The sequence below is a fragment of the Paraburkholderia sp. genome (genome assembly GCF_028283785.1).
In the GTDB taxonomy this organism is placed as follows: Bacteria; Pseudomonadota; Gammaproteobacteria; order Burkholderiales; family Burkholderiaceae; genus Paraburkholderia.
Map to the genome: position 1 here is coordinate 360494 of NZ_JAPWKB010000012.1, position 20140 is coordinate 380633.

Here is a 20140-nt window from a genome sequence, read left to right on the forward strand (position 1 = left end):
TGGCAAGCGAACCGAAGCACGCCGCTGGACGCCTTGGCTCGCCGCTTACGTCATCGGCTGGCGAAGGCGAACCAGCCAGTGCTCGTCACCGACATGCGGCGCGGACGCCGGCTCGCATGCACGGGCGCCGGTGCCGGACGCGAGGTCAGCGCGCGTTGCGGCGTCGGTTTGCGCAACAGCGTGCGCAACGACAGACGACGCATGCCCGCGCGAGCACGCAGCGCCGGAAAGAAGTTTTGCAGCCAGCTGCGGATGCTGTCGACCGGCTTTACACCGCGCCATTGTTCGGCAAGTGCGCGACTACGGGCGGTATGGTGACGCAGCGCGCGCACGACCTGGCGGCGCGCCGGACGCGCGGCTTTCAACGCGGCGCGGGTGAGACGGGTGCTCAAAAGAGTGTGCATAGCTCGAAGTCAGGGATTGCGCTCACACAGCGAAGCGGCTGCGACGTGCTGCTTCACGAGCACCCTCTGTGCCAATGAGCGCGACGCGCGTGACGCCGGATTGAGCGGGAAAGCACCGCAACGGCTGAAACGGCCGTGCGTGGCTGAAGGGCAAAGGAAAGACAGCGTGGCGGAACGACATGGCGTGGAGCCTACGCCCGATTCGTGACGCTTCAAAGTCGGTATTACCCCGTCTGGGGCACGCGTGCGGCACGAACTTACCGCGTCGCTCATGCCCTTTGCGACCGCATGACGTGCATCGTCGCACGTATCGCGTGCACTGCGCCCCGGAAAGATCAAATGCTGGCCGTTCGGTAGATGGTCAGCGCGTTCGTGCCCGTTTTACAATCGTGCATTAGCTGGCGCACTGTCTCCGCTGGCGCACTGTCACGGAATACGTCATGTCGATCCATTCGAAGAAGGAACAGATTCACGAGTTGCAGCAAAAAGGCTTTGTCGTCGTGCCGGGGCTGGTGTCGCCCGAGCGCTGCGCCGAGCTGAAGCAACTCGCGCAGCAGCAACTGGTCGAGGCGGCTGCGCCGATCGAGTTCGAAGCGGATCTGCGCTATCCCGGCGCACCGGAATCGAAGCACGCGCCGGGCGGCCACACGGTGCGTCGTCTGCTGAGCGCGTATTCACGCAGTCCGCAGTTCTCGCAATGGGCGACCGCGCCGGAAATTCGCGGCTGGATGGAGTTGTACTTCGGCGAAGAGCCGCGTCTGTCGCTCGCGCATCACAACTGCATGATGACCAAGCATCCGGCGTACGGCAGTCTCACCGGCTGGCATCGCGATGTGCGTTACTGGTCGTTCGAGCGGGACGATCTGGTGTCGGTGTGGCTGGCGCTCGGATCGGAGACGGTGGATAACGGCGCGCTCTGGTTCGTGCCCGGTTCGCACAGCGCGCATTTCACGTCGGAGCGTTTCGACGAAGCGAAGTTTTTCCGTTCGGATCTGCCCGAGAATCAGGCCATGATCCAGACGGCGGTATCGCCGGAACTGAAGACCGGCGACGTGGTGTTTTTCCATTGCAACACGCTGCATTCGGCGGGCAAGAACCTGAGCGACGACGTGAAATTCTCACTCGTCTACACGTATCACGGCGCGAGCAACGTTCCGTTGCCGGGATCGCGTTCGGCATCGAAGCCGGAAGTCGCGTTCTGATCTGCGATTCGATGCGCGTCGATCCGTGTCGACGTGCATCGGGTTTCATGACGCATTGGCGTCAGCGTTTGCTGCCGAACGCGAGACCGGTAATGCCGGCCAGCGTTGCCACGACCCCGGCTACGATCAGCGTGATCGCCTTGTTGCTGGGGGAACCGGTAATCACGCGCGAGACGTCGCTGCTGAGCGAGTGAAACGCCTGACCGCCGAAGTACAGCAAGATCACACCACCGACGATCAATGCCAGCGAAATCGCTCTAACCATGAAGCATCTCCGTTGAGAATGTTGAAGGTTTTAACTGTTTCGCGGGCAGTGTAGGGGAGCGTTGCGCCGACGTCCATTCCGGCGCCGTGCAAATACAGGGATGCCGCGACGTCGTCACCGTGGCACGAAAGTGACGCTCTGCAGGCAACGCGCCGATTGGCTAACATAGCGCGTTCGTCGTAAGGCAATGAAACGAAACTCTCCGTGGCACGCTGCGATCTGTCGTCGGTCGTCTGAACGACGGGCGGCCGTGACGTGCGTTTTCCGTGCATCCCAAGACTCAACAGGACTCAGGCAATGGCTTACGAAGCAGCATCAGAGCGCTACTCGTCGGATATGCAGTACCGCGTATGCGGCAAGTCGGGTCTCAAACTGCCGGCGCTCTCGCTCGGCTTGTGGCACAACTTCGGCGACACCACGCCGATCTCCACGCAGCGCGACATTCTGCGCACGGCGTTCGATCTCGGTATCACCCACTTCGATCTCGCGAACAACTACGGGCCGCCGTACGGCAGCGCGGAAACCAACTTCGGCCGTCTGTTCAAGGACGACTTCAAGCCGTATCGCGATGAACTGCTGATCTCGTCGAAGGCGGGTTGGGACATGTGGCCGGGTCCGTACGGACAGGGCGGCGGTTCGCGCAAGTACGTGCTCGCGAGTCTCGATCAAAGTTTGCAGCGGATGGGTCTCGACTACGTCGATATCTTCTATTCGCATCGCTTCGATGCCGACACGCCGCTCGAAGAAACCGCAGGCGCACTGGCCACCGCCGTTCAGCAAGGCAAGGCGCTGTATATCGGCATCTCGTCGTATTCGTCGGCGAAGACGCTCGAAATGGCGAAGTTGCTGGCCGAATACAAGGTGCCGCTGCTGATCCATCAACCGGCGTACAACCTGTTGAATCGCTGGGTCGAACACGATCTGCTCGACACGCTCGATCAGGTCGGCGCGGGCAGCATCGCGTTTACGCCGCTCGCGCAGGGTTTGCTGACGGACAAGTATCTGAACGGCGTGCCGCAGGATGCACGCGTCAACAAGCCGGGCGGCGGTTCGCTGAAGCAGGAGCATCTGAACCCGCAAAATATCGAGCACGTTCGCAAGCTGAACGAGATCGCGAAACGTCGCGGGCAAAGCCTCGCGCAGATGGCGCTGGCGTGGGTGTTGCGCGGTGAACGCGTGACGTCGGTGCTGATCGGCGCGAGCAAGGCCGAGCAGGTGCGCGAGAACGTCGGCGCGCTGAAGAACCTCGCGTTCTCGGCGAACGAACTCGCGGAAATCGATCGCTATGCGACCGAAGGCGGCATCAATCTGTGGGAAAAGCCGTCCACCGACCAGTCGATCTGATCGGTCCCGGGCTGCGCCCCATCGCGCCGCGTAAAGCAGAAAGCCGCCAGGTGATAAGCCGGGCGGCTTTTTCTTTTTGCGCTAGACGAGGGCGGGCAGGCCTTCCACGAGTACGACCGCGACCATTACACCCAGCATGGCGCCGAGCACGCGCAGCACGTTATGTCTGAACTCGGTCCGGCATGGGCACGCGCCGAGAAACAGCGCGCCGGCGAGCGCCATAGGAATCACCAGGATGAAATCACCGATCGTGAAGTAGGTTGCCATGATGCGTGTCTCCCTCTGTAATACTCGCAGTGGCAGGGCTGTCATATCGACGTCAGTCTGCTGCCACGTTTGATTCGAGTATAGGCGACGCATCACGCGAAAGTGCGTCGTACACGGCACGCGTGACGCGTATCGCCGTTCTCGGGAAGTCAGGCGGGATAAGGCGCAGCGGGGGGGCGAAGCGAATCGCAGAGCTTATTTTCGAGTGAAGCGTTCGCTTACACCCGGCTTTCTGACGCGCTGCGAGATGCCCAAAATTCGAGGGTTAACCACGTCGATTTTCGCGATGCTTCAGCACCTCACGCCGCGCCGATCCGTTCGCGCCATCGCAACCACGACGACGCGGCCACGCCGACCAGCAACAGCACGCCGACCAGTCCCGCGACACCGTTCCAGCCGAACGCTGTCCAGAAGTGCCCGCCATACGAGCCGACCACGCTTGATCCGATGTAATACGCGAGCAGATACAACGCGGCCGCCTGGCCTTTCGCTTCTTTCGCGAGCCGTCCGACCCAGCCGCTTGCGACCGCGTGTCCCGCGAAAAAACCGAACGTCACGCACGCGATACCGCCGGCGATGGCCGCGATCGGATGCAGCATCGTCAGCGCAAGGCCGATCAGCATGATCGCGATGCTGCCGGTCAGCACGCGTCCGCGCCCGAACGTATCGGCCATCTTGCCGGACCACGGCGACGCGACCACGCCCGTCAGATAGACGACGAAAATCCCGCCGATCGCGGTCTGGCTCAACTGATACGGCGGCGCGAGCAGGCGATAGCCGATGTAGTTGTACAGCGTGACGAAGCTGCCCATCAGCACGAATGCCATCAGGAACAGCACCGGCAATTCCGGGCGCTTCAGATGCCGCGCGAATGCGCTGCGATGATGCGAAAAACTCAAGCCGCGTCGCGGTACGAAACGGCGCGACGGCGGCAACAGCGCGCGGAACGCGAGCATCGACAGAATGCCGAGCACACCGATCGTGCCGATCGCGATACGCCAGCCGAACAGATCCGCGACGACGCCGGTGATTACCCGTCCCGCCATCCCGCCGATCGCCGTGCCGCCGACGTACAGGCCCATCGCAAGGCCGAGCCCGTCCGGATGCATTTCCTCCGCGAGATAAGCCATCGCGACCGCCGGAACGCCACCGAGCGCGAGCCCTTCGAGCGCGCGCAGCAACAGCAACTCGTGCCAGTGCGGCGCACACGCGACGCCGATGGTCAGCAGCGCGGACAGCGTCAACGACGCCGTCATCAGCCGGTGACGGCTCCATGCTTCGGACACGAAACCTGCGATAAACACCGCGATCGCGAGCGCGGCCGTCGTTAGCGACAGCGCGAGACTGCTGGTGGCCGGACTGACGCCGAAGCTCGCGCTGAACGCGGGCAGTAACGGTTGGACGCAATAGAGCAGCGAGAAGGTGGCGTAGCCGGCGAACAGCAGCGCGACGCTGGCGCGCCAGTAGGCGGGTGTGCCGCGTTCGAGATACGGACGCTCGGCCGGAGCGTCGGTGTGGGTGTCGGTGGACGACGGAGCGGGAGCGGGCGCAGGCGAGGTGCTGGACATGAGACGCACAAAGACCTCGACGATACCGCGATCGGGCCTGCAACGTCCGCGAGCCGGGCACTTGGTGGCCTCGCGATCCGTGCGAAACGATTGCACGAGAAGCGTGCGCCAGCGCGCCCTTGCGTCGATACCGCATTGCCCGAAGGTTTATGATGGTTATCGACGCACGCGCGATCGACAGTGAAACGTAAGCGGCATCGATCGAACCGGACGGTATTTCGCCATTACTTTCTGCTTTCCCTGCGCGCGCAAACCGGCAACAATGAGATCGACCTTTCCGGCCACGGGCGCAGGTCAGATCAGGTGCGTGCGCAACGGGGTCCACGTTGCGGCGCTTTTATCACCACATTGACCGGCAAGTCGTCACAAAGCCGGCTATGGGAGAACGGGGAAATATCATGCAAATCGGTTCGATTGTCCGGTCCGTGCATATCGCGGTGCCGCAAGGCGCGCGCGGGATCGTCATGCGCATTCTCGGCGACATGGCAATGGTGGCGTGGTATGCCGGCGAACCCGGCGCTTCGGAGCATCTCAATACGGAACCTTTTTTCCTCGAAGACCTGATAGACACAGGTGAACTCGTACGGCCGTCCAGCGCGCAGATGCACTGATGCCGTTCGCGCGCCGCTTCGTGCCGGCGTTCGTCTGAGCCGTATCGCGCGCGGCGTCCATACCGCGCGCGCTCGTCTTTGCGCGCCGCGCGGCGCACAATGCGGGCATGAACGACACTCCTGATCTTCAGGACGGCAGCCAGCCTGCCGTGCCTTTCGCCCGGCTCACGCCGGAATGCGTGCTCGACGCGATCGATAGCGTGCTGGCCACCGGCGGCGTGCGTACCGACGGCCGCATGCTGCCGCTCAACAGCTACGAGAATCGCGTTTATCAGATCGGCGTCGAAGACGGTCCGCCCGTCGTCGCGAAGTTCTATCGCCCGGAACGCTGGACCGATACGGCAATCCTCGAAGAGCATGCATTCGTGACCGAGCTGGCGACGCGCGAAATTCCGGTCGTGGCGGCGCGCAGTTTCGACGGTCGCACACTCCATTCGTTCGACGGGTTCCGCTTCTCGATCTTCGAGCGGCGCGGCGGTCGCGCGCCCGATCTCGACCGGCGCGACACGCTCGAATGGCTCGGGCGATTCATCGGCCGGATTCATGCGGTCGGTCAGACGCAACCGTATATCGAACGGCCTACGCTCGACATCCAGACGTTCGGCTACGAGCCGCGCGACTTCCTGCTGTCGCACGATTTCATCCCCGACAACCTGCGAACCGCGTGGGAAACCGTCGTCAATCTCGCGCTGGAAGGCGTGGCGGCCGCGTTCGACCGGGCGGGCGATATTCGCGCGTTGCGCTTGCACGGCGACTGTCATCCGAGCAACGTGCTTTGGACCGACGGCGGCCCGCACTTCGTCGATTTCGACGATAGCCGCATGGGTCCGGCGGTTCAGGATCTGTGGCTGTTGTTGCCCGGCGATCGCGTCGAGGCATCGAGCGCGCTGGCCGATCTGCTGGCCGGCTACGAAGATTTTTGCGAGTTCGAACCGCGCGAGCTTTACCTGGTCGAGGCGTTGCGGACCTTGCGGCTGATCCATTATCAGGCGTGGCTGGCGCGTCGCTGGAACGATCCGGCGTTTCCGGCGGCGTTTCCGTGGTTCAACACGCAACGCTATTGGGAAGATCGCATTCTCGAATTGCGCGAGCAACTCGGCGCGATGCAGGAAGGGCCGCTCTGGCCGGTGTGAGCCGCGCCGTTTGCGCGATGTCCGGAAACGCCCGGCGTGTGTTCAGGGCGTTTCCGATGCAACGTTCGATTGCTCGACGAGCGTCGAACGCACGATGACTTCCGCGCGCGCGTCGCGCCCGATCGCTTCCATCCCCGGCCGCATCAACGCGAACTCTTCCGGCGTGCAGACTTCGCTGTCGAAATGCGTGCTGCCGTCGCGTGTCAACGTGAGCACGTTGCTCTTCGCGTCGAACGCGTATTGCGAGCGGAAATCCAGATAGCGCGTTTGCGTCTGCGCCGATTCCGGCATGTCGAGCACGCGGAAATTCGACGGCAACGCGATCCGCGCGCGTTCATGCAATTCCAGATTGCGACACACGAAGGGCTGCGTGCGTTTGCGTTCGCCTAGCCAGTAACGCGCGTCCGCATCGAAGCCACCCGCAAAGCTGGTCAGCGCCGGAATCGACGCCGCAGTGCCCGGCACGACCAGACTTTCTATCTCGCCCTTCATCAGGATGATCAGCGGACCGTCGGTCGCGGCGAGATCGTTGGTGATCAGCGTGGCCGAGCCGCGCAGATTCGCGTTGCGCAATTCCGCCTGGATCGAATCTTCGCGCTGCGACGGCGTCTGCGTTCGCAGCATCGCGCGACCTTGTTCGGCGGACCAGCCGGTCGCGTCGATCCGGTACGTGAAGCTCGCGGAACCGTCGGGCGTGACGTTGATCGTCAGGTCCGTGCGACGCGTCATCGATGCGGTAGCGGGCGTGTGCGCGAGCGTGCCGGAATTGACCAGCAGCGTCGGACGGTTCATATCGGTCGACGGCAAAAAGCCGAACTCGACATTCGACGCCGTCGAATCCGCGTAAGTCTGCAAGTCGGGCAACCACGTGATGATGTGATTGATCACGCCGTAGCCGGGCACGTCCGGCAGCGTGTAGACGGTGCCGTTGCTGATCAATGCCGGTTCGTTGCGAATGCCGGCGGCATCGAGCAGCGCGCCGTAGAGCGCCACATGATCCTTACAATCGCCATAGCGATCCGACAGGATCGACGTGACCCGATGCGGAACCACCGCGCCGCGTCCGACATTGATCGCGACATAACGGACGCTGCGGCGCACCCAGTCATACAAGGTTTTCGCTTTTGCGCGGGGCGTGCTGTCATGCGCGGTCAGCGACTTCGCGAGTCGAATCACGGCGGGATCTTTCGCGGTCGGGTCGATGGCGGAGTCGCGATAGCTTGCCGCGAACGCCGCGTAGTCCGGAAACGTGGACACCATCAGCCGGTCGCCATACGAAACATACGACACCGAGCCACGCTCGATACGCGCGAAATGCGCCTTGTCGTAGGTGTACTCGTAGCGCGTGCGGCCATTTTTCGTGACCGGCGGCAGCACCGTGAAACCGCGCGCGTCGGCGTAGAGCGGCTTGTCGACGGGCAGGTCGTAGATCAGGTGGAAATTGCGCGTGGGCGCGAGATCGGGCGGCGTGAAATCGGTGAATGCGTTCGGCACGATCGGCACGCGTTGCGTCTTCCGGTACGACAGATGCACGCGCGCGCCCGGTTCGACGGCCGGAAACACGATCACCTTTTCCTGAATGTCCTGAAACGTCGGCGCTTCGAACGAACGCGCTTCCTGCACGTCGCGAATCTGGTCCGGCTGCACGTCGTGGCGAACGCCGTCGGCGCCCATCGTGTACGCCTCCAGAATCTCGATGTCCGCCATCTCGCGATTGAACCAGATGTACTGCTGCGCAACCCGGGACACCCCGGCTTCGTTGTTGACGCGCAAGGTCATCGTGTCGGTTTTCGTGAACGAGCCGTCGGAATTGACGACGAACGTCTGAGTTTCGCCTTCGTTCGTGTAGGGATCGTCGAGCTTGCTGGCCGCATCGGCGAACGGTGCCATGGCCAGCCAGGCGACGATCGCGAGACAGACGAACGAGAAAAAGCGCATGGCGGGTCGGCCGTCCAGGCAGGAAGTGTTGACGAATTGTTTGTCTGGTTAGAGTCGTGTCGCGCGATGCGCTTGTCAAGCGGACGCCGCGCGTTGCGTTCGCGTTGTCGGGCCGGCTTGTGCCGTTATGTTGGACAGCATCCGGACGCGCATTCGCCACGCCGCGTCCACACCAATTTCGCGCACGATCCGCACCATTTCGCGCTGCGTCGTAACACGCCGCCATCAACCCGCTGCGCGCGAATATTGAGCAAATTATGCAAGTATGTAATGATAGTCGTTCTCAATTGAAAGGCATCGCCAGCGGTTTGTCATATTGTTGACCGATTGCCCTGAGCGCGCTTTTCGTAGACGCCTTGCCGGCCTGTATCTGCCCGGCATTTCGGCGACTTATCCGATTCATCGAAGTCCCGCCGGCCGGCCCTGCGCCCCGTCAGCGAGGATTCGCCCTGATTGACCCCGCTGTGCCTGGAGCCTGATGTGAACGCGCCCGAATCGATTGAACTGGCCCCCGCCGACCCTGCTGTCACCGTTGTCCCCGCTGGCGGTGCTCGCCCCGCGAAACCCGCGCGACCGATGGACGACGCGGAACGCGCGATGCGCCGCCAACGTTCGCGTCGCGCGAACTTCATCAAGTGGCTGCGCAAGGTGCACGGTTGGGTGGGCTTGTGGGGCGCGGTAATCGGGCTGCTGTTCGGCACGACCGGCTTTTTGCTGAACCACCGCGCGGCCGGTCCGCTGAAGGTGTCGAGCGGCGAGCCGCAAGTCGAACAGATGCAGGTCGCGTTGCCCGCGGACAAGCTGAAGTCGCCGGTCGAGATGGCGCATTGGCTGCAACGCGAACTGAAGCTCGACGGCCGGGTGGGCCGGCCGCGCCGCGAGCCCGCGCATCCGGTCGCATGGGGCGATCGCAGCACGATGCAGCCGGAATTCTGGCAGGTCAGCATCATGGGACCGTCGAAGAACGTGCAGGCCGAATACTGGGTCGGCAACGGTTTCGTCTCGGTCAAGGTGTCGCACAACGCGTTTCTGGCGACGCTGAACAACCTGCACAAAGGCGTCGGCTTGAGCCTCGGCTGGGTGCTGTTCGTCGATGCATTCGCCGGCAGTCTGATCCTGCTGTCGCTGACGGGCGTGCTGCTGTGGACCGAGTTGAACAAGCGCCGCACCATCGGTGTCGTGCTGGTGTTGGGTTCGATCGGTGCGGCTGTCGTGTGCGGGATGATGTGACGTGAAACGGCGCCGGGCGCTCAGCCCGGCGTGATGGTCAGACGCTGCAGGCCGTGCCGCCGCTCGCCGCGATTTCGCGGGCGGCTTTTGCGCCTTCGACCTGCAACAAGGTCGGCAACGACACGCCGTTCTTCGCCGCCGTCACTTCGGCGAGAATCGACACGGCGATTTCCGGCGGCGTCCTGCTGCCGATATAAATTCCGACCGGCCCGTGCAATCGCGCCAGCTCCGCGTCGTTCAGATCGAATTCCTTGAGCCGCTCGCGTCGCGCCGCGTTATTGCGCCGCGACCCCAGCGCGCCGACGTAAAACGCCGGCGTCTTCAGCGCCTCCATCAACGCGAGATCGTCGAGTTTCGGATCGTGCGTCAGCGCAATTACCGCGCACCGCTCATCGAGCTTCATGGCCAGGACGGTATCGTCGGGCATGGTTCGAACGATCGTCGTGCCGGGAATATCCCATTCGTCCGTGTACTCCTCGCGCGGATCGCACACGGTCACCTGGTAGTCGAGCCCGACCGCGATATGGCACAGGTAACGCGACAATTGCCCCGCGCCGATCACCAGCATCCGGTAGCGTGGACCGTGAATCGTCAGCAGCCGCACCTCGTCGAAATCGACGCCGTCGGTGGCTTGCGCGGGCATCAGACGGACCATGCCGGTCGCCATTTCGACATGCCGCGCGACCAGGCTCCCGGCTTCGACCGCTTCGCACAATTGCGCAATGCCGCTCGCGCTGTTCAACGGTTCGAGCACCAGCTGGATCGTGCCGCCGCACGGCAAGCCGAAGCGGTGCGCTTCTTCGGCGGTGATGCCGTATTTGACCGCTTCCGGCCGCGTCTGCTCGATGCCCTGATGCCGGACCCGATCGATCAGATCGTCTTCGATGCAGCCGCCCGAGACCGAGCCGACCACGAGCCCGTCATCGCGAATCGCGAGCATCGCGCCTTCGGGACGCGGCGACGATCCCCACGTCTTCACCACCGTCACCAGCAGCGCGCGGTGTCCCTGTTCGAGCCAGCGTGCGCTCGATTTCAGGACCTGTAGATCCACGCTGTCCATAGTTGTGTCCTTTGCCTGTGTCTTCAGGGTTGTACATCGGTTTCGATTCCGCCGCTCACCAGGCCCTCGAATCGCTTGAAAAACTCACCGGCGATTTTTTTCGCCGCGCCGTCGACCAGTCTCGACCCGATTTGCGCGAGCTTTCCACCGACTTGTGCGCTAGCGGTGTACGTCAGGGTGGTCGCGTCGTCGCCGTCCGGTTCGAGCGTCACGCGCGCGTTGCCGTTGCCGAACCCCGCCGCGCCGCCCTGGCCCTCGAACACGATCGTGTAAGTGCGCGGCGCGTCGATATCGGTGAGTCGCATGCGGCCCTTGAAGCGCGCCTTGACCGGCCCCACCGATGCGCTCATCGACAGCGCGTATTCGTTGTCGCCGTCGGCCTCGATGCTGTCGCAACCGGGTATCGACGCGCGCAAAATCTCGGTGTCGTTCAGCGCTTCCCACGCGCGTTGCTGCGAGACGGGCAGCCTGTAACTTTCGCTCAGTTCCATGACGTCGCTCCTCCGGGTATCGAGAACTTCGTGGTCGGCACGCCGCGCGGCGCGCTCGCGGTGCGTTCCGGTGCGCGCAGCGCGCCGCCCTGCGCGAAATCGCGTGCGAAAGCCGTCAGGCTGTCGAGGTTATGAACCGGCCGGTGCGCATCGACATACGGCAGGATCGCCTGAATCCCGCGTGCTTTCGGCGAAAAGCCGCTGAAGCGCAGCAACGGATTCAGCCACACGATCCGATGCGCGAAACGGCGTAGCCTCGCCATCTCGGCGTCGAGCACGTCGATCGCTTCGTGATCGAGGCCATCGGTGACGAACAGCACGGTCGCACGTCCGCTCAGCACGCGGCGCGCCCATCGCCGGTTGAACTCGCCGAGCGCCGCGCCGATTCGCGTACCGCCCGACCAGTCCACGACCTGATCGGCGAGCGCGGCAATCGCGACATCCGGATCGCGTTCGCGCAACGCGCGGGTCGCGTTGGTGAGTCGCGTGCCGAACAGAAATACCTGAAGTCGTTCGCGCGATTGCAATAAAGCGTGGCAAAAGTAGAGCACCGCGCGCGAGTAGCTGCTCATCGAGCCGGAGATATCGAGCAACAGCACGAGCGGCGGTTTGCGTTCCACCACCGCGCGATATTTCCACACGGTCCAGTCGCCGCCTGCCCGCACGGCGTGCCGCGCGCTCGCGCGCAGGTCCGCGTGTGTACCGCGCGACGACGCTTTCAGGCGGCGGGTCCGTTCCGTGGCGAGCGGCACGCGGCGTCCGCGGATCAGATGACGCAGCGTGCGCCATTCGTCGGCGGAGAGCGTGTCGAAATCGCGATGCGTGAGCCGCTCTTCGGCGCTGAACGTGACGTGCGCGCGCAACTCGCGGATGTCGGTAGCCGGCGGCGGATGAGGATGCGGCGACGGCGGCGGGCGAATCGCGAGCGCGTCCGCGAGGCGGTTATTGCGCCTGGGCGGCGGTATCCCGTTGCGTACTTTCGGCAGCAGCAGCGCGCGCAATTTGCCCGCCCAATCCGGGTCGCGCCAGAACAGGTCGAACGCCGCATCGAACAGTTCGCGCTGGTCGGGCGCGGAAATCAGCACGGTCGCAAGCGCCGCGCGCACGTCGTCGCGCCGGGCGGGATCGATCCAGTGCAAGGCCGCGAGTGCATCGACCGAGTGCGCGGGCGACATCGGCAAACCCGCGCCGCGCAGCACGCGCACGAAGTGGACGACATTGCGCGCGAGCGTCGGCGCGGTGGTGTCGCCGGGATCGTCGGAAAGTGTCGGCAACGCCATCGGCGTTACTCCGCGATGGCCAGACATTGCGCGATCCGTTCGGCGTCGAGTTGCGCTAGGTCGTCCTGATACTTGAGTAGTACGCCCAGCGTGTTCTGCACCGATTGCGGATCGAGTTCGGTCACGCTCAGCGCCGACAACGCGCGGCACCAGTCGATCGTTTCCGCGATGCCCGGCGACTTGAACAGGTCCATGCCGCGTAACCGGTACACGAAATCCACGGCGCGCCGCTGCAATTCCGCCGACGTGTCCGGCGCACGCGCCGCGACGATCGCCAGTTCACGCTCGCGTTCCGGATAGCCGATCCACTGATACAGACAGCGCCGCTTCAGCGCATCGTGCACTTCGCGCGTGCGGTTCGACGTCATGATCACGAGCGGCGGCTGCGTCGCGCGCACGGTGCCGTACTCGGGAATCGACACCTGAAAATCGGACAGCAGTTCGAGCAGAAACGCTTCGAACGGCTCGTCCGCGCGATCGATCTCGTCGATCAGCAACACGCGTCGTGCGCCGGGATGCTGGTCGTCGGGCAGCAGCGCCTGCAGCAACGGGCGCTTCAGCAGAAACTCGCTGCGGTACAGCGTGTCGTTATCCGGCCGCTCACCTGCCGATTCCGCCAGCCGCAGCGCCATGATCTGACGCGGATAGTCCCACTCGTACAACGCGCTCGCCGTGTCGAGACCTTCATAGCATTGCAGTCGCAACATCGTCGTGCCGAGCAGACCCGCCGCCGCTTTCGCGAGTTCGGTCTTGCCGACGCCCGGCTCGCCTTCGACGAACAGCGGCCGCTCCATTTTCAGCGCGAGAAACAACGCCGTCGCGAGTTCGCGGCTGGCGAAGTATTGCTGCGCGGCGAGCCGCGCAATCGTGTCGTCGATCGAGTCGGGTTGCATGGCGGAGCGCGGAGGTGTCGGTGAGCGATGGGCGCGCGAACGGCGCCGCTAACCGTTCGCCGTCGCAACCGCGCGACCGGCCAGCACCGGAATCAGATGCGCGCGATAGTCGGCGCTCGCGTGCATATCCGTGTTCAGCGTTGCCGCCGATACCGTGACGGCGCGCGCCGCGGTCTGCGAGAAATCGGCCGACAGCGCCGCCTCCAGCTCCGCGCAACGAAACACCGACGACGCCGCGCCGGTCACCGCGACCCGCACGCCGTCCGCGAACTTCGCGACGTAGATGCCGACCAGCGCGAAGTGCGACGCCGGATTGCGAAACTTCTCGTACGCGCTGCGCTCGGGCACCGGAAACTCGATTGCGGTAATCAGTTCGTCCGGCGCCAGCGCCGTCTCGTACATGCCGACGAAGAAATCCCCCGCCGCGATGCGCCGCCGATCCGTCACGACCGTGCCGCCGAGTGCGAGCACGGCCGCCGGATAGCAGGCGGCGGGATCGTCGTTGGCGAGCGAGCCGCCGATCGTGCCCAGCGCGCGCACCTGCCGGTCGCCGATATGCGCGGCGAGGCCACTCAGGCCGGGGATCGCCCGAGCCAGGTCCGCGTGTTGCGCGACGTCGGCGTGACAGACGGCGGCGCCGATCGTCACGATGCCCGCATCGACGCGGATCGTTTTCATCGCCGCGATACGCGTGACGTCGATCAATGCGGACGGTTGCGCGAGCCGCAGACGCATCGTCGGCAGCAGACTTTGGCCACCGGCGGTATTTCGCTTCGTCGTCGGCGGCGCGCGCGGTCACCGCGCTTTGCGGATCGGCGGCGCGCTGGTAGTCGAATGCATACATGTCGTATCTCCTGCGTCAGGCGTGCTGGGCGGCGCGAATCGCGGACCACACGCGATGCGGCGTCGCGGGCATATGCAGATCGGTCACGCCGAGCGGCGCGAGCGCGTCGAGGATTGCGTTGATCACGGCGGGTGGCGAGCCGATGGCGCCCGCTTCGCCGCAGCCTTTGACGCCGAGCGGATTGTGCGTACACGGCGTGCCTTTCGACGTTTCCACCGTGAAATCGCACAGATCGGACGCGCGCGGCATCGCGTAATCCATATACGAGCCGGACAGCAACTGGCCGCTGTCGTTGTCGTACACACAGCGCTCCAGCATCGCCTGACCGATTCCCTGCCCGATCCCGCCATGCACCTGACCTTCGACGATCATCGGATTGATCACGTTGCCGAAATCGTCGACGGCGGTGAACTGCTGGATCCGGCACTCGCCCGTGTCCACATCGACTTCGACCTCGCAAATGTACGCGCCGGACGGATAGGTGAAATTGGTCGGGTCGTAGAACGCGCTTTCGTCGAGGCCCGGTTCGAGCTTGTCGAGCGGATAGTTGTGCGGCACGTACGCGGCGAGCGAGATATCGGCGAATGCTTTGGTGCGATCGGTTCCGGCGACGCGAAATACGCCGTCCTTGAACTCGATATCGTCCGCCGACGCTTCGAGCAGATGCGCGGCGATTTTCTTCGCTTTCGATTCGATCTTGTCGAGCGCCTTCATGATCGCCGAGCCGCCGACCGCGATCGACCGCGAACCGTACGTGCCCATTCCGAACGGAATCCGGCCGGTGTCGCCATGCACGATTTCGACGTTGTCGAGCGGAATCCCGAGCCGGTCCGCAACCACCTGCGCGAAGGTGGTTTCGTGACCCTGGCCATGACTGTGCGAGCCGGTGAATACGGTCACGGAACCGGTCGGATGCACGCGGATCTCGCCGACTTCGAACAGACCCGCACGCGCGCCGAGCGCGCCCGCGATATTCGACGGCGCGAGGCCGCATGCTTCGATGTAGCACGAATACCCGAGCCCGCGTCGCTTGCCGCGTTGCTCGGAGACCTGTCTGCGCGCGGCAAAACCGGCGACGTCGGCGAGTTCGAGCGCACGGTCGAGAATCGTGTCGTAGTCGCCGGTGTCGTAGGTCAGGCCGACCGGCGTCGCATACGGAAACGAGCGGATGAAATTGCGGCGGCGGAGTTCCGCCGGATCGATCTTCAGCTCGCGGGCCGCCGTTTCGACCAGACGCTCGACCACGAAGGTCGCTTCCGGACGCCCGGCGCCGCGATAGGCATCGACCGGCACCGTGTTCGTGAAGACCGCCTTGACCTCGGCGTAGATCGCGGGCGTCGTGTACTGACCGGCGAGCAGCGTCGCGTACAGGATGGTCGGCACGCTCGACGCGAACGTGGACAGATATGCGCCCATATTGGCGATCGTGTGAACGCGCATGGCCAGGAATTTTCCGTCGGCGTCGATTGCGAGTTCAGCGGTCGTCACATGATCGCGGCCATGCGCATCTGACAGAAAGGCTTCCGACCGTTCCGCCGTCCACTTCACCGGCCGTCGGATTTTCTTCGACGCCCATGTCAGCGCGACATCTTCCGCATACAGAAAAATCTTCGAGCCGAAGCCGCCGCCGACATCGGGCGCGATGATTCTCAGCTTCGATTCCGGCAGGCCGAGCACGAAGGCCGCCATCAGCAGACGCTCGACATGCGGATTCTGGTTCGCGACGTAGACGGTGTAGCTGTCGTCCTGCGGCGAATAACTGGCGTTCACCGCGCGCGGCTCGATCGCGTTCGGGATCAGTCGCTGGTTGACGATGTCGAGCGTCGTGACGTGCGCGGCGTTCGCGAACGCGGCGTCGGTGGCGGCTTTGTCGCCGTGACCCCAGGTGTAGCAGACGTTGCCGGGCACCTCGTCGTGAACCGGCGGCTGGCCCGGATCGGCTGCGTGCGCGGTATCGACGACGGCTTTCAGCACGTCGTAATCGACGTCGATCAGTTCGGCGGCGTCCTTCGCGGCGTTGACCGATTCCGCGATGACCAGCGCCACCTGATCGCCGACATGTCGAACCTTGTCATGCGCGATGACGGGATGCGGCGGCTCGTTCATCGGTTTTCCATCGACGCTATGGATCAACCATCCGCACGGCAATCCACCGACTTTCTCGCCGGCCAGATCCGCGCCCGTGAAGATCGCGATCACGCCGGGCGACTGTTTCGCGGCGGCGGTGTCGATGCTGCGGATGCGCGCATGTGCATGAGGCGAGCGCAGAAACACGGCATGGCTTTGATGCGGCAGAACGATGTCGTCGGTGTACTGGCCGTTGCCGGTGAGAAAACGTTGGTCTTCCTTGCGCATCACGGACGCGCCAATCAACCGATGGGTATCGGGCGTTTCGGGGGCGTTCATCGTCGGCTCCTCAGGCGGTCGCGTTGGCGGTTTCGGCGGGCGCGGCGGCTGCGCCGGGCTGGCCGGCGGTCATGGCGGCCGCACCTTCGAGGACGGCTTTGACGATGTTGTGATACCCCGTACATCGGCACAGATTGCCGTCGAGCTGACGGCGCACCTCATCGGCATCGAGCGTCGGACACTGCGCGACGAGCGCGGTCGCACTCATCACCATGCCGGGCGTACAGAAGCCGCACTGCAGACCGTGGCATTGACGGAACGCGGCTTGCATCGGATGCAACTCGCCGTTTTGCGCGAGTCCTTCGATGGTGGTGATGTGCGCGCCGTCGGCCTGAACCGCGAGTATGTTGCACGATTTGATCGCGCGGCCTTCGAGATGAACCGTGCACGCGCCGCACTGCGCGGTGTCGCAACCGATGTGCGTGCCGGTCAGCCGGAGCTGTTCGCGCAGGAATTGAACCAGCAGGATATGGGGATCGACTGACGCGGTCACGGGCGTGCCGTTCACCGTCAGACTGATGCTGATCGTCATGAAGTTGTCTCCTATGGGGATGGAGACCGGCCTGACCCATTCACTACCTATCGCCTGCCTGTGGGCGGGACCGGTTCAGTGCTTTCTGGTGCCTTTCTTGTTACTTTTTTATCGTTCTGGCGAAAAGTAAAGCACAGATTTGGAGGGAGCCCAATAGGGGTTTGTTGTTCGCGCGAGGCGGGCGACGGCGCCCAGGTCGGGGCCGTGCGACGAAACACCAGACCGGCGGCGCGTGAGCCGCGCCGCCGGCGAAGTTGCAACCGCGAGCTTACTTCGCGAGCAGCGAGCGCTTTCGCGAGTAGCCGAAATAGATGGCGAGGCCGATCAACAACCAGACGACGAATGCCATCCACGTGACCGACGACAGGTTCACCATCAGGAACACGCAGGCGGCCACGGCCAGCAGCGGCACGACCGGCACGCCCGGGCAACGGAATGCGCGCGGCAAATCCGGATGGGTGCGACGCAGCACGAGCACCGCGATCGACACCATCGAGAACGCGGCCAGCGTGCCGATATTGATCAGTTCGGCCAGCACGTTCAACGGCACCAGCGCGCCGATCAGACCGAAGAAGATCCCGACCATCCAGGTCGTCAGGTAAGGCGTCGAATACTTCGGGTGGACGCGCGACAACGCGGCGGGCAGCAGGCCGTCACGCGACATCGCGAAGATCACGCGGGTCTGGCCGTACGCCATCACCAGAATCACGGTCAACATGCCCAGCACGGCGCCGAGATCGATAAAGCCGGCGACCCACGTCTGACCGACGACCTGCAACGCGTACGAAACCGGATGCGAGATGTTCGCGAATTGCGCCGACGGCACGATGCCCGTCACTACCGCCGCCACGGCGACATACAGCACCGCGCACACGCCCAGCGACGCGATGATGCCGATTGGCAGATCGCGCTTCGGATTCTTCACTTCTTCCGATGCCGACGACACCGCGTCGAAACCGATAAACGCGAAGAACATCACCGCAGCCGCGCCGAACACGCCGTTCCAGCCGTTCGGCATGAACGGATGCCAGTTCGCGGGCTTCACATGGAACACGCCGACCACGATCACCAGCAGCACCACGGTCACCTTGATCCCGACCATCAGGTTGTTGATCTTCGCGGACTCCCGCACGCCACGCGACAGCAGCCACGTGATCGCCATCATCACCAGGAAGGCGGGGAGATTGAACAGCGTCGCGTGACCGGGCAATGCGCCCGGCGCGGCTGTCAGCGCGACCGGCAGCGAAATGCCGAAGCCCGACAGCAAGGATTGCAGATAACCCGACCAGCCGACCGAGACCGCGGAGGTCGCGAGGCCGTATTCGAGCATCAGGTCCCAGCCGATGATCCACGCGGCCAGCTCGCCGAGCGTCGCGTACGAGTACGTGTAGATCGAACCGGCGATGGGAATCGTCGAGGCGAATTCCGCGTACGCGAGCGCCGCGAAGCCGCACGCGATGGCCGCAATCAGGAACGACAGCATCAGTGCCGGTCCGGCCTGAACCGCACCGGTGCCGGTCAGCACGAAGATGCCGGTGCCGATAATCGCGCCGACGCCGAGGAAGGTCAGATCCAGCGCACCGAGCGCCCGCTTCAGCCCGGTGTTCTGCGCTCGGGCGACGAGCATCTGCTCGATATTTTTCTTACGAAACAAAGACATTGCTTAATACTCCGGTCGGCGCAGGCGGCCCGCGCCGGGTCAATCAGGAAAACCGACAATTTTAACGGATACGAGCCCGGCAGCCGCTGGGGATTGCAGGTCGGAAATGCGCGGCAATGATGGGCGTCAGCGCCGGCGTGTCGCGCGGCGCAACGTCGGGCGTGGAAAACGTGAAAACCCGTGAACGGCGCGCACGGATGGCGCGCGGGTGGGAACAGTGCGATGTCGAAGTCTGACGAAAGAGAGCCGGGCGGCCCGCTTTGGCGGTGAGGCGGGTAGAGCGGGTAGAGCTGGTAACGCGGGTAAAGCGGGTAAAGCGGGTAAAGCGGGTAAAGCGGAAGCGCCGCGCCTAACCGGCCATGCCGGGGTTCAGGTCGACCAGACGGTTGCTCATCACGTAGAACGTCAACTCGGCGTTATTGCTCAGCTTCATCTTTTCGAGCAGACGCGTGCGGTACACGCTGACCGTTTTCACCGACAACGACAGCGCGTTCGCGATGTCGGTGAGTCGCTTGCCGGATGCGAGCATGCACATGGTCTGGTATTCGCGGTCGGACAGTTTCTCGTGCGGCATCTGATCGCCATCGACCGACACGTAGTCAGCAAGCGCTTCGGCCATCGCCGGGCTCACGTACTTGCGACCGGCCGCGACCATCTGGATCGCGCCGATCATCTGCGCGGCATCGACCGTCTTCGACAGATAACCGGATGCGCCGGCCTTCAGCGCGCGCACCGCGTATTGATCCTCGCGATACATCGAGAACATCAGCACCGGCACGCGTGGCGCCTTGCGCTTGAGCCGCTTCAGCACTTCGACGCCGTTCATGTCGGGCAGCGAGATATCGAGCAGCACCGCGTCGAACGGATGACTGGCGACCCGCGCGAGCGCTTCGGCGCCGGTTTCGGCTTCGCTGACTTCGCGGGCGATCTGACGGTCGATCAGCAACTGGCGGACGCCTTGCCGGACGACGGCGTGGTCGTCGGCGAGCAGGATGCGAAGACTCATGACGAT

The 20140-nt window shown here is 64.0% G+C and carries 17 protein-coding genes and 2 pseudogenes; 5 read left to right on the plus strand and 14 right to left on the minus strand.

All coding sequences use genetic code 11. The features are described 5' to 3' along the window. Positions 1-50: 50 nt before the first annotated feature. Positions 51-404 (minus strand): hypothetical protein, encoded by a 354-nt coding sequence (locus PW947_RS13360; protein ID WP_299632802.1) that lies wholly within the window; start codon positions 402-404, stop codon positions 51-53. A 440-nt stretch (positions 405-844) separates the two neighbouring features. Between PW947_RS13360 and PW947_RS13365 the strand changes: the two genes are divergently transcribed. Continuing rightward, positions 845-1606 carry a phytanoyl-CoA dioxygenase family protein gene (locus PW947_RS13365; RefSeq protein WP_299632803.1) on the plus strand — a complete coding sequence of 254 codons (762 nt, stop codon included), beginning with the start codon at positions 845-847 and terminating at the stop codon, positions 1604-1606. A 61-nt stretch (positions 1607-1667) separates the two neighbouring features. Here the strand turns inward: PW947_RS13365 and PW947_RS13370 are convergent, their stop codons facing one another. Then, on the minus strand, positions 1668-1871 hold the full coding sequence (locus tag PW947_RS13370) for a DUF3185 family protein (RefSeq protein ID WP_299632804.1): 204 nt from the start codon (positions 1869-1871) through the stop codon (positions 1668-1670). 297 nt (positions 1872-2168) lie between these two features. Here PW947_RS13370 and mgrA point away from each other — a divergent pair, with 297 nt between their 5' ends. Then, entirely contained in the window at positions 2169-3215 is a 1047-nt protein-coding gene (gene mgrA / locus PW947_RS13375; protein WP_299632805.1) for an L-glyceraldehyde 3-phosphate reductase, read from the plus strand. Positions 3216-3296: 81 nt separating this feature from the next. On the opposite strand, the gene PW947_RS13380 is transcribed toward mgrA, so the two are convergent. Both PW947_RS13380 and PW947_RS13385 read right to left on the minus strand, forming a co-directional pair. Further along, complete coding sequence (locus PW947_RS13380; RefSeq protein ID WP_299632806.1) at positions 3297-3482, minus strand: hypothetical protein; 186 nt, start codon at positions 3480-3482, stop codon at positions 3297-3299. A 299-nt stretch (positions 3483-3781) separates the two neighbouring features. Beyond that, positions 3782-5050 (minus strand): MFS transporter, encoded by a 1269-nt coding sequence (locus PW947_RS13385; RefSeq protein ID WP_299632807.1) that lies wholly within the window; start codon positions 5048-5050, stop codon positions 3782-3784. Positions 5051-5448: 398 nt separating this feature from the next. On the opposite strand from PW947_RS13385, the gene PW947_RS13390 reads away from it, so the two are divergent. Both PW947_RS13390 and PW947_RS13395 read left to right on the plus strand, forming a co-directional pair. Then, entirely contained in the window at positions 5449-5661 is a 213-nt protein-coding gene (locus PW947_RS13390; RefSeq protein WP_299632808.1) for a hypothetical protein, read from the plus strand. Between the two features lie 107 nt (positions 5662-5768). Beyond that, positions 5769-6794, plus strand: coding sequence for a serine/threonine protein kinase (locus tag PW947_RS13395; protein WP_299632809.1), 1026 nt, complete (start codon positions 5769-5771; stop codon positions 6792-6794). Between the two features lie 42 nt (positions 6795-6836). On the opposite strand, the gene PW947_RS13400 is transcribed toward PW947_RS13395, so the two are convergent. Then, complete coding sequence (locus PW947_RS13400; RefSeq protein ID WP_299632810.1) at positions 6837-8732, minus strand: DUF3857 and transglutaminase domain-containing protein; 1896 nt, start codon at positions 8730-8732, stop codon at positions 6837-6839. Between the two features lie 480 nt (positions 8733-9212). Here PW947_RS13400 and PW947_RS13405 point away from each other — a divergent pair, with 480 nt between their 5' ends. Next, positions 9213-9962 carry a PepSY-associated TM helix domain-containing protein gene (locus PW947_RS13405; RefSeq protein ID WP_299632811.1) on the plus strand — a complete coding sequence of 250 codons (750 nt, stop codon included), beginning with the start codon at positions 9213-9215 and terminating at the stop codon, positions 9960-9962. A 37-nt stretch (positions 9963-9999) separates the two neighbouring features. On the opposite strand, the gene PW947_RS13410 is transcribed toward PW947_RS13405, so the two are convergent. From PW947_RS13410 to rqpR, 9 genes and pseudogenes are all read right to left on the minus strand, one after another. After that, positions 10000-11022: an XdhC family protein gene (locus tag PW947_RS13410; protein WP_299632812.1), complete on the minus strand. Its 1023-nt coding sequence runs from the start codon at positions 11020-11022 to the stop codon at positions 10000-10002. A gap of 68 nt (positions 11023-11090) precedes the next feature. Continuing rightward, positions 11091-11513: pseudogene (locus PW947_RS13415) on the minus strand (carbon monoxide dehydrogenase subunit G); the annotation flags it as partial. After that, positions 11504-12793 (minus strand): VWA domain-containing protein, encoded by a 1290-nt coding sequence (locus PW947_RS13420; RefSeq protein WP_299632943.1) that lies wholly within the window; start codon positions 12791-12793, stop codon positions 11504-11506. The gene PW947_RS13420 and the pseudogene PW947_RS13415, both read right to left, overlap by 10 nt. Positions 12794-12798: 5 nt before the next feature. Continuing rightward, positions 12799-13686, minus strand: coding sequence for a MoxR family ATPase (locus tag PW947_RS13425; RefSeq protein WP_299632813.1), 888 nt, complete (start codon positions 13684-13686; stop codon positions 12799-12801). A 48-nt stretch (positions 13687-13734) separates the two neighbouring features. Continuing rightward, a pseudogene (locus PW947_RS13430) lies at positions 13735-14530 on the minus strand (xanthine dehydrogenase family protein subunit M). 15 nt (positions 14531-14545) lie between these two features. After that, positions 14546-16936: a xanthine dehydrogenase family protein molybdopterin-binding subunit gene (locus PW947_RS13435; RefSeq protein WP_299632814.1), complete on the minus strand. Its 2391-nt coding sequence runs from the start codon at positions 16934-16936 to the stop codon at positions 14546-14548. A 10-nt stretch (positions 16937-16946) separates the two neighbouring features. Next, complete coding sequence (locus tag PW947_RS13440; RefSeq protein ID WP_299632815.1) at positions 16947-17468, minus strand: (2Fe-2S)-binding protein; 522 nt, start codon at positions 17466-17468, stop codon at positions 16947-16949. Between the two features lie 268 nt (positions 17469-17736). After that, positions 17737-19128 carry an amino acid permease gene (locus PW947_RS13445; protein ID WP_299632816.1) on the minus strand — a complete coding sequence of 464 codons (1392 nt, stop codon included), beginning with the start codon at positions 19126-19128 and terminating at the stop codon, positions 17737-17739. A 349-nt stretch (positions 19129-19477) separates the two neighbouring features. Continuing rightward, positions 19478-20134: a response regulator transcription factor RqpR gene (gene rqpR / locus PW947_RS13450; protein ID WP_299632817.1), complete on the minus strand. Its 657-nt coding sequence runs from the start codon at positions 20132-20134 to the stop codon at positions 19478-19480. Positions 20135-20140 lie beyond the last annotated feature (6 nt).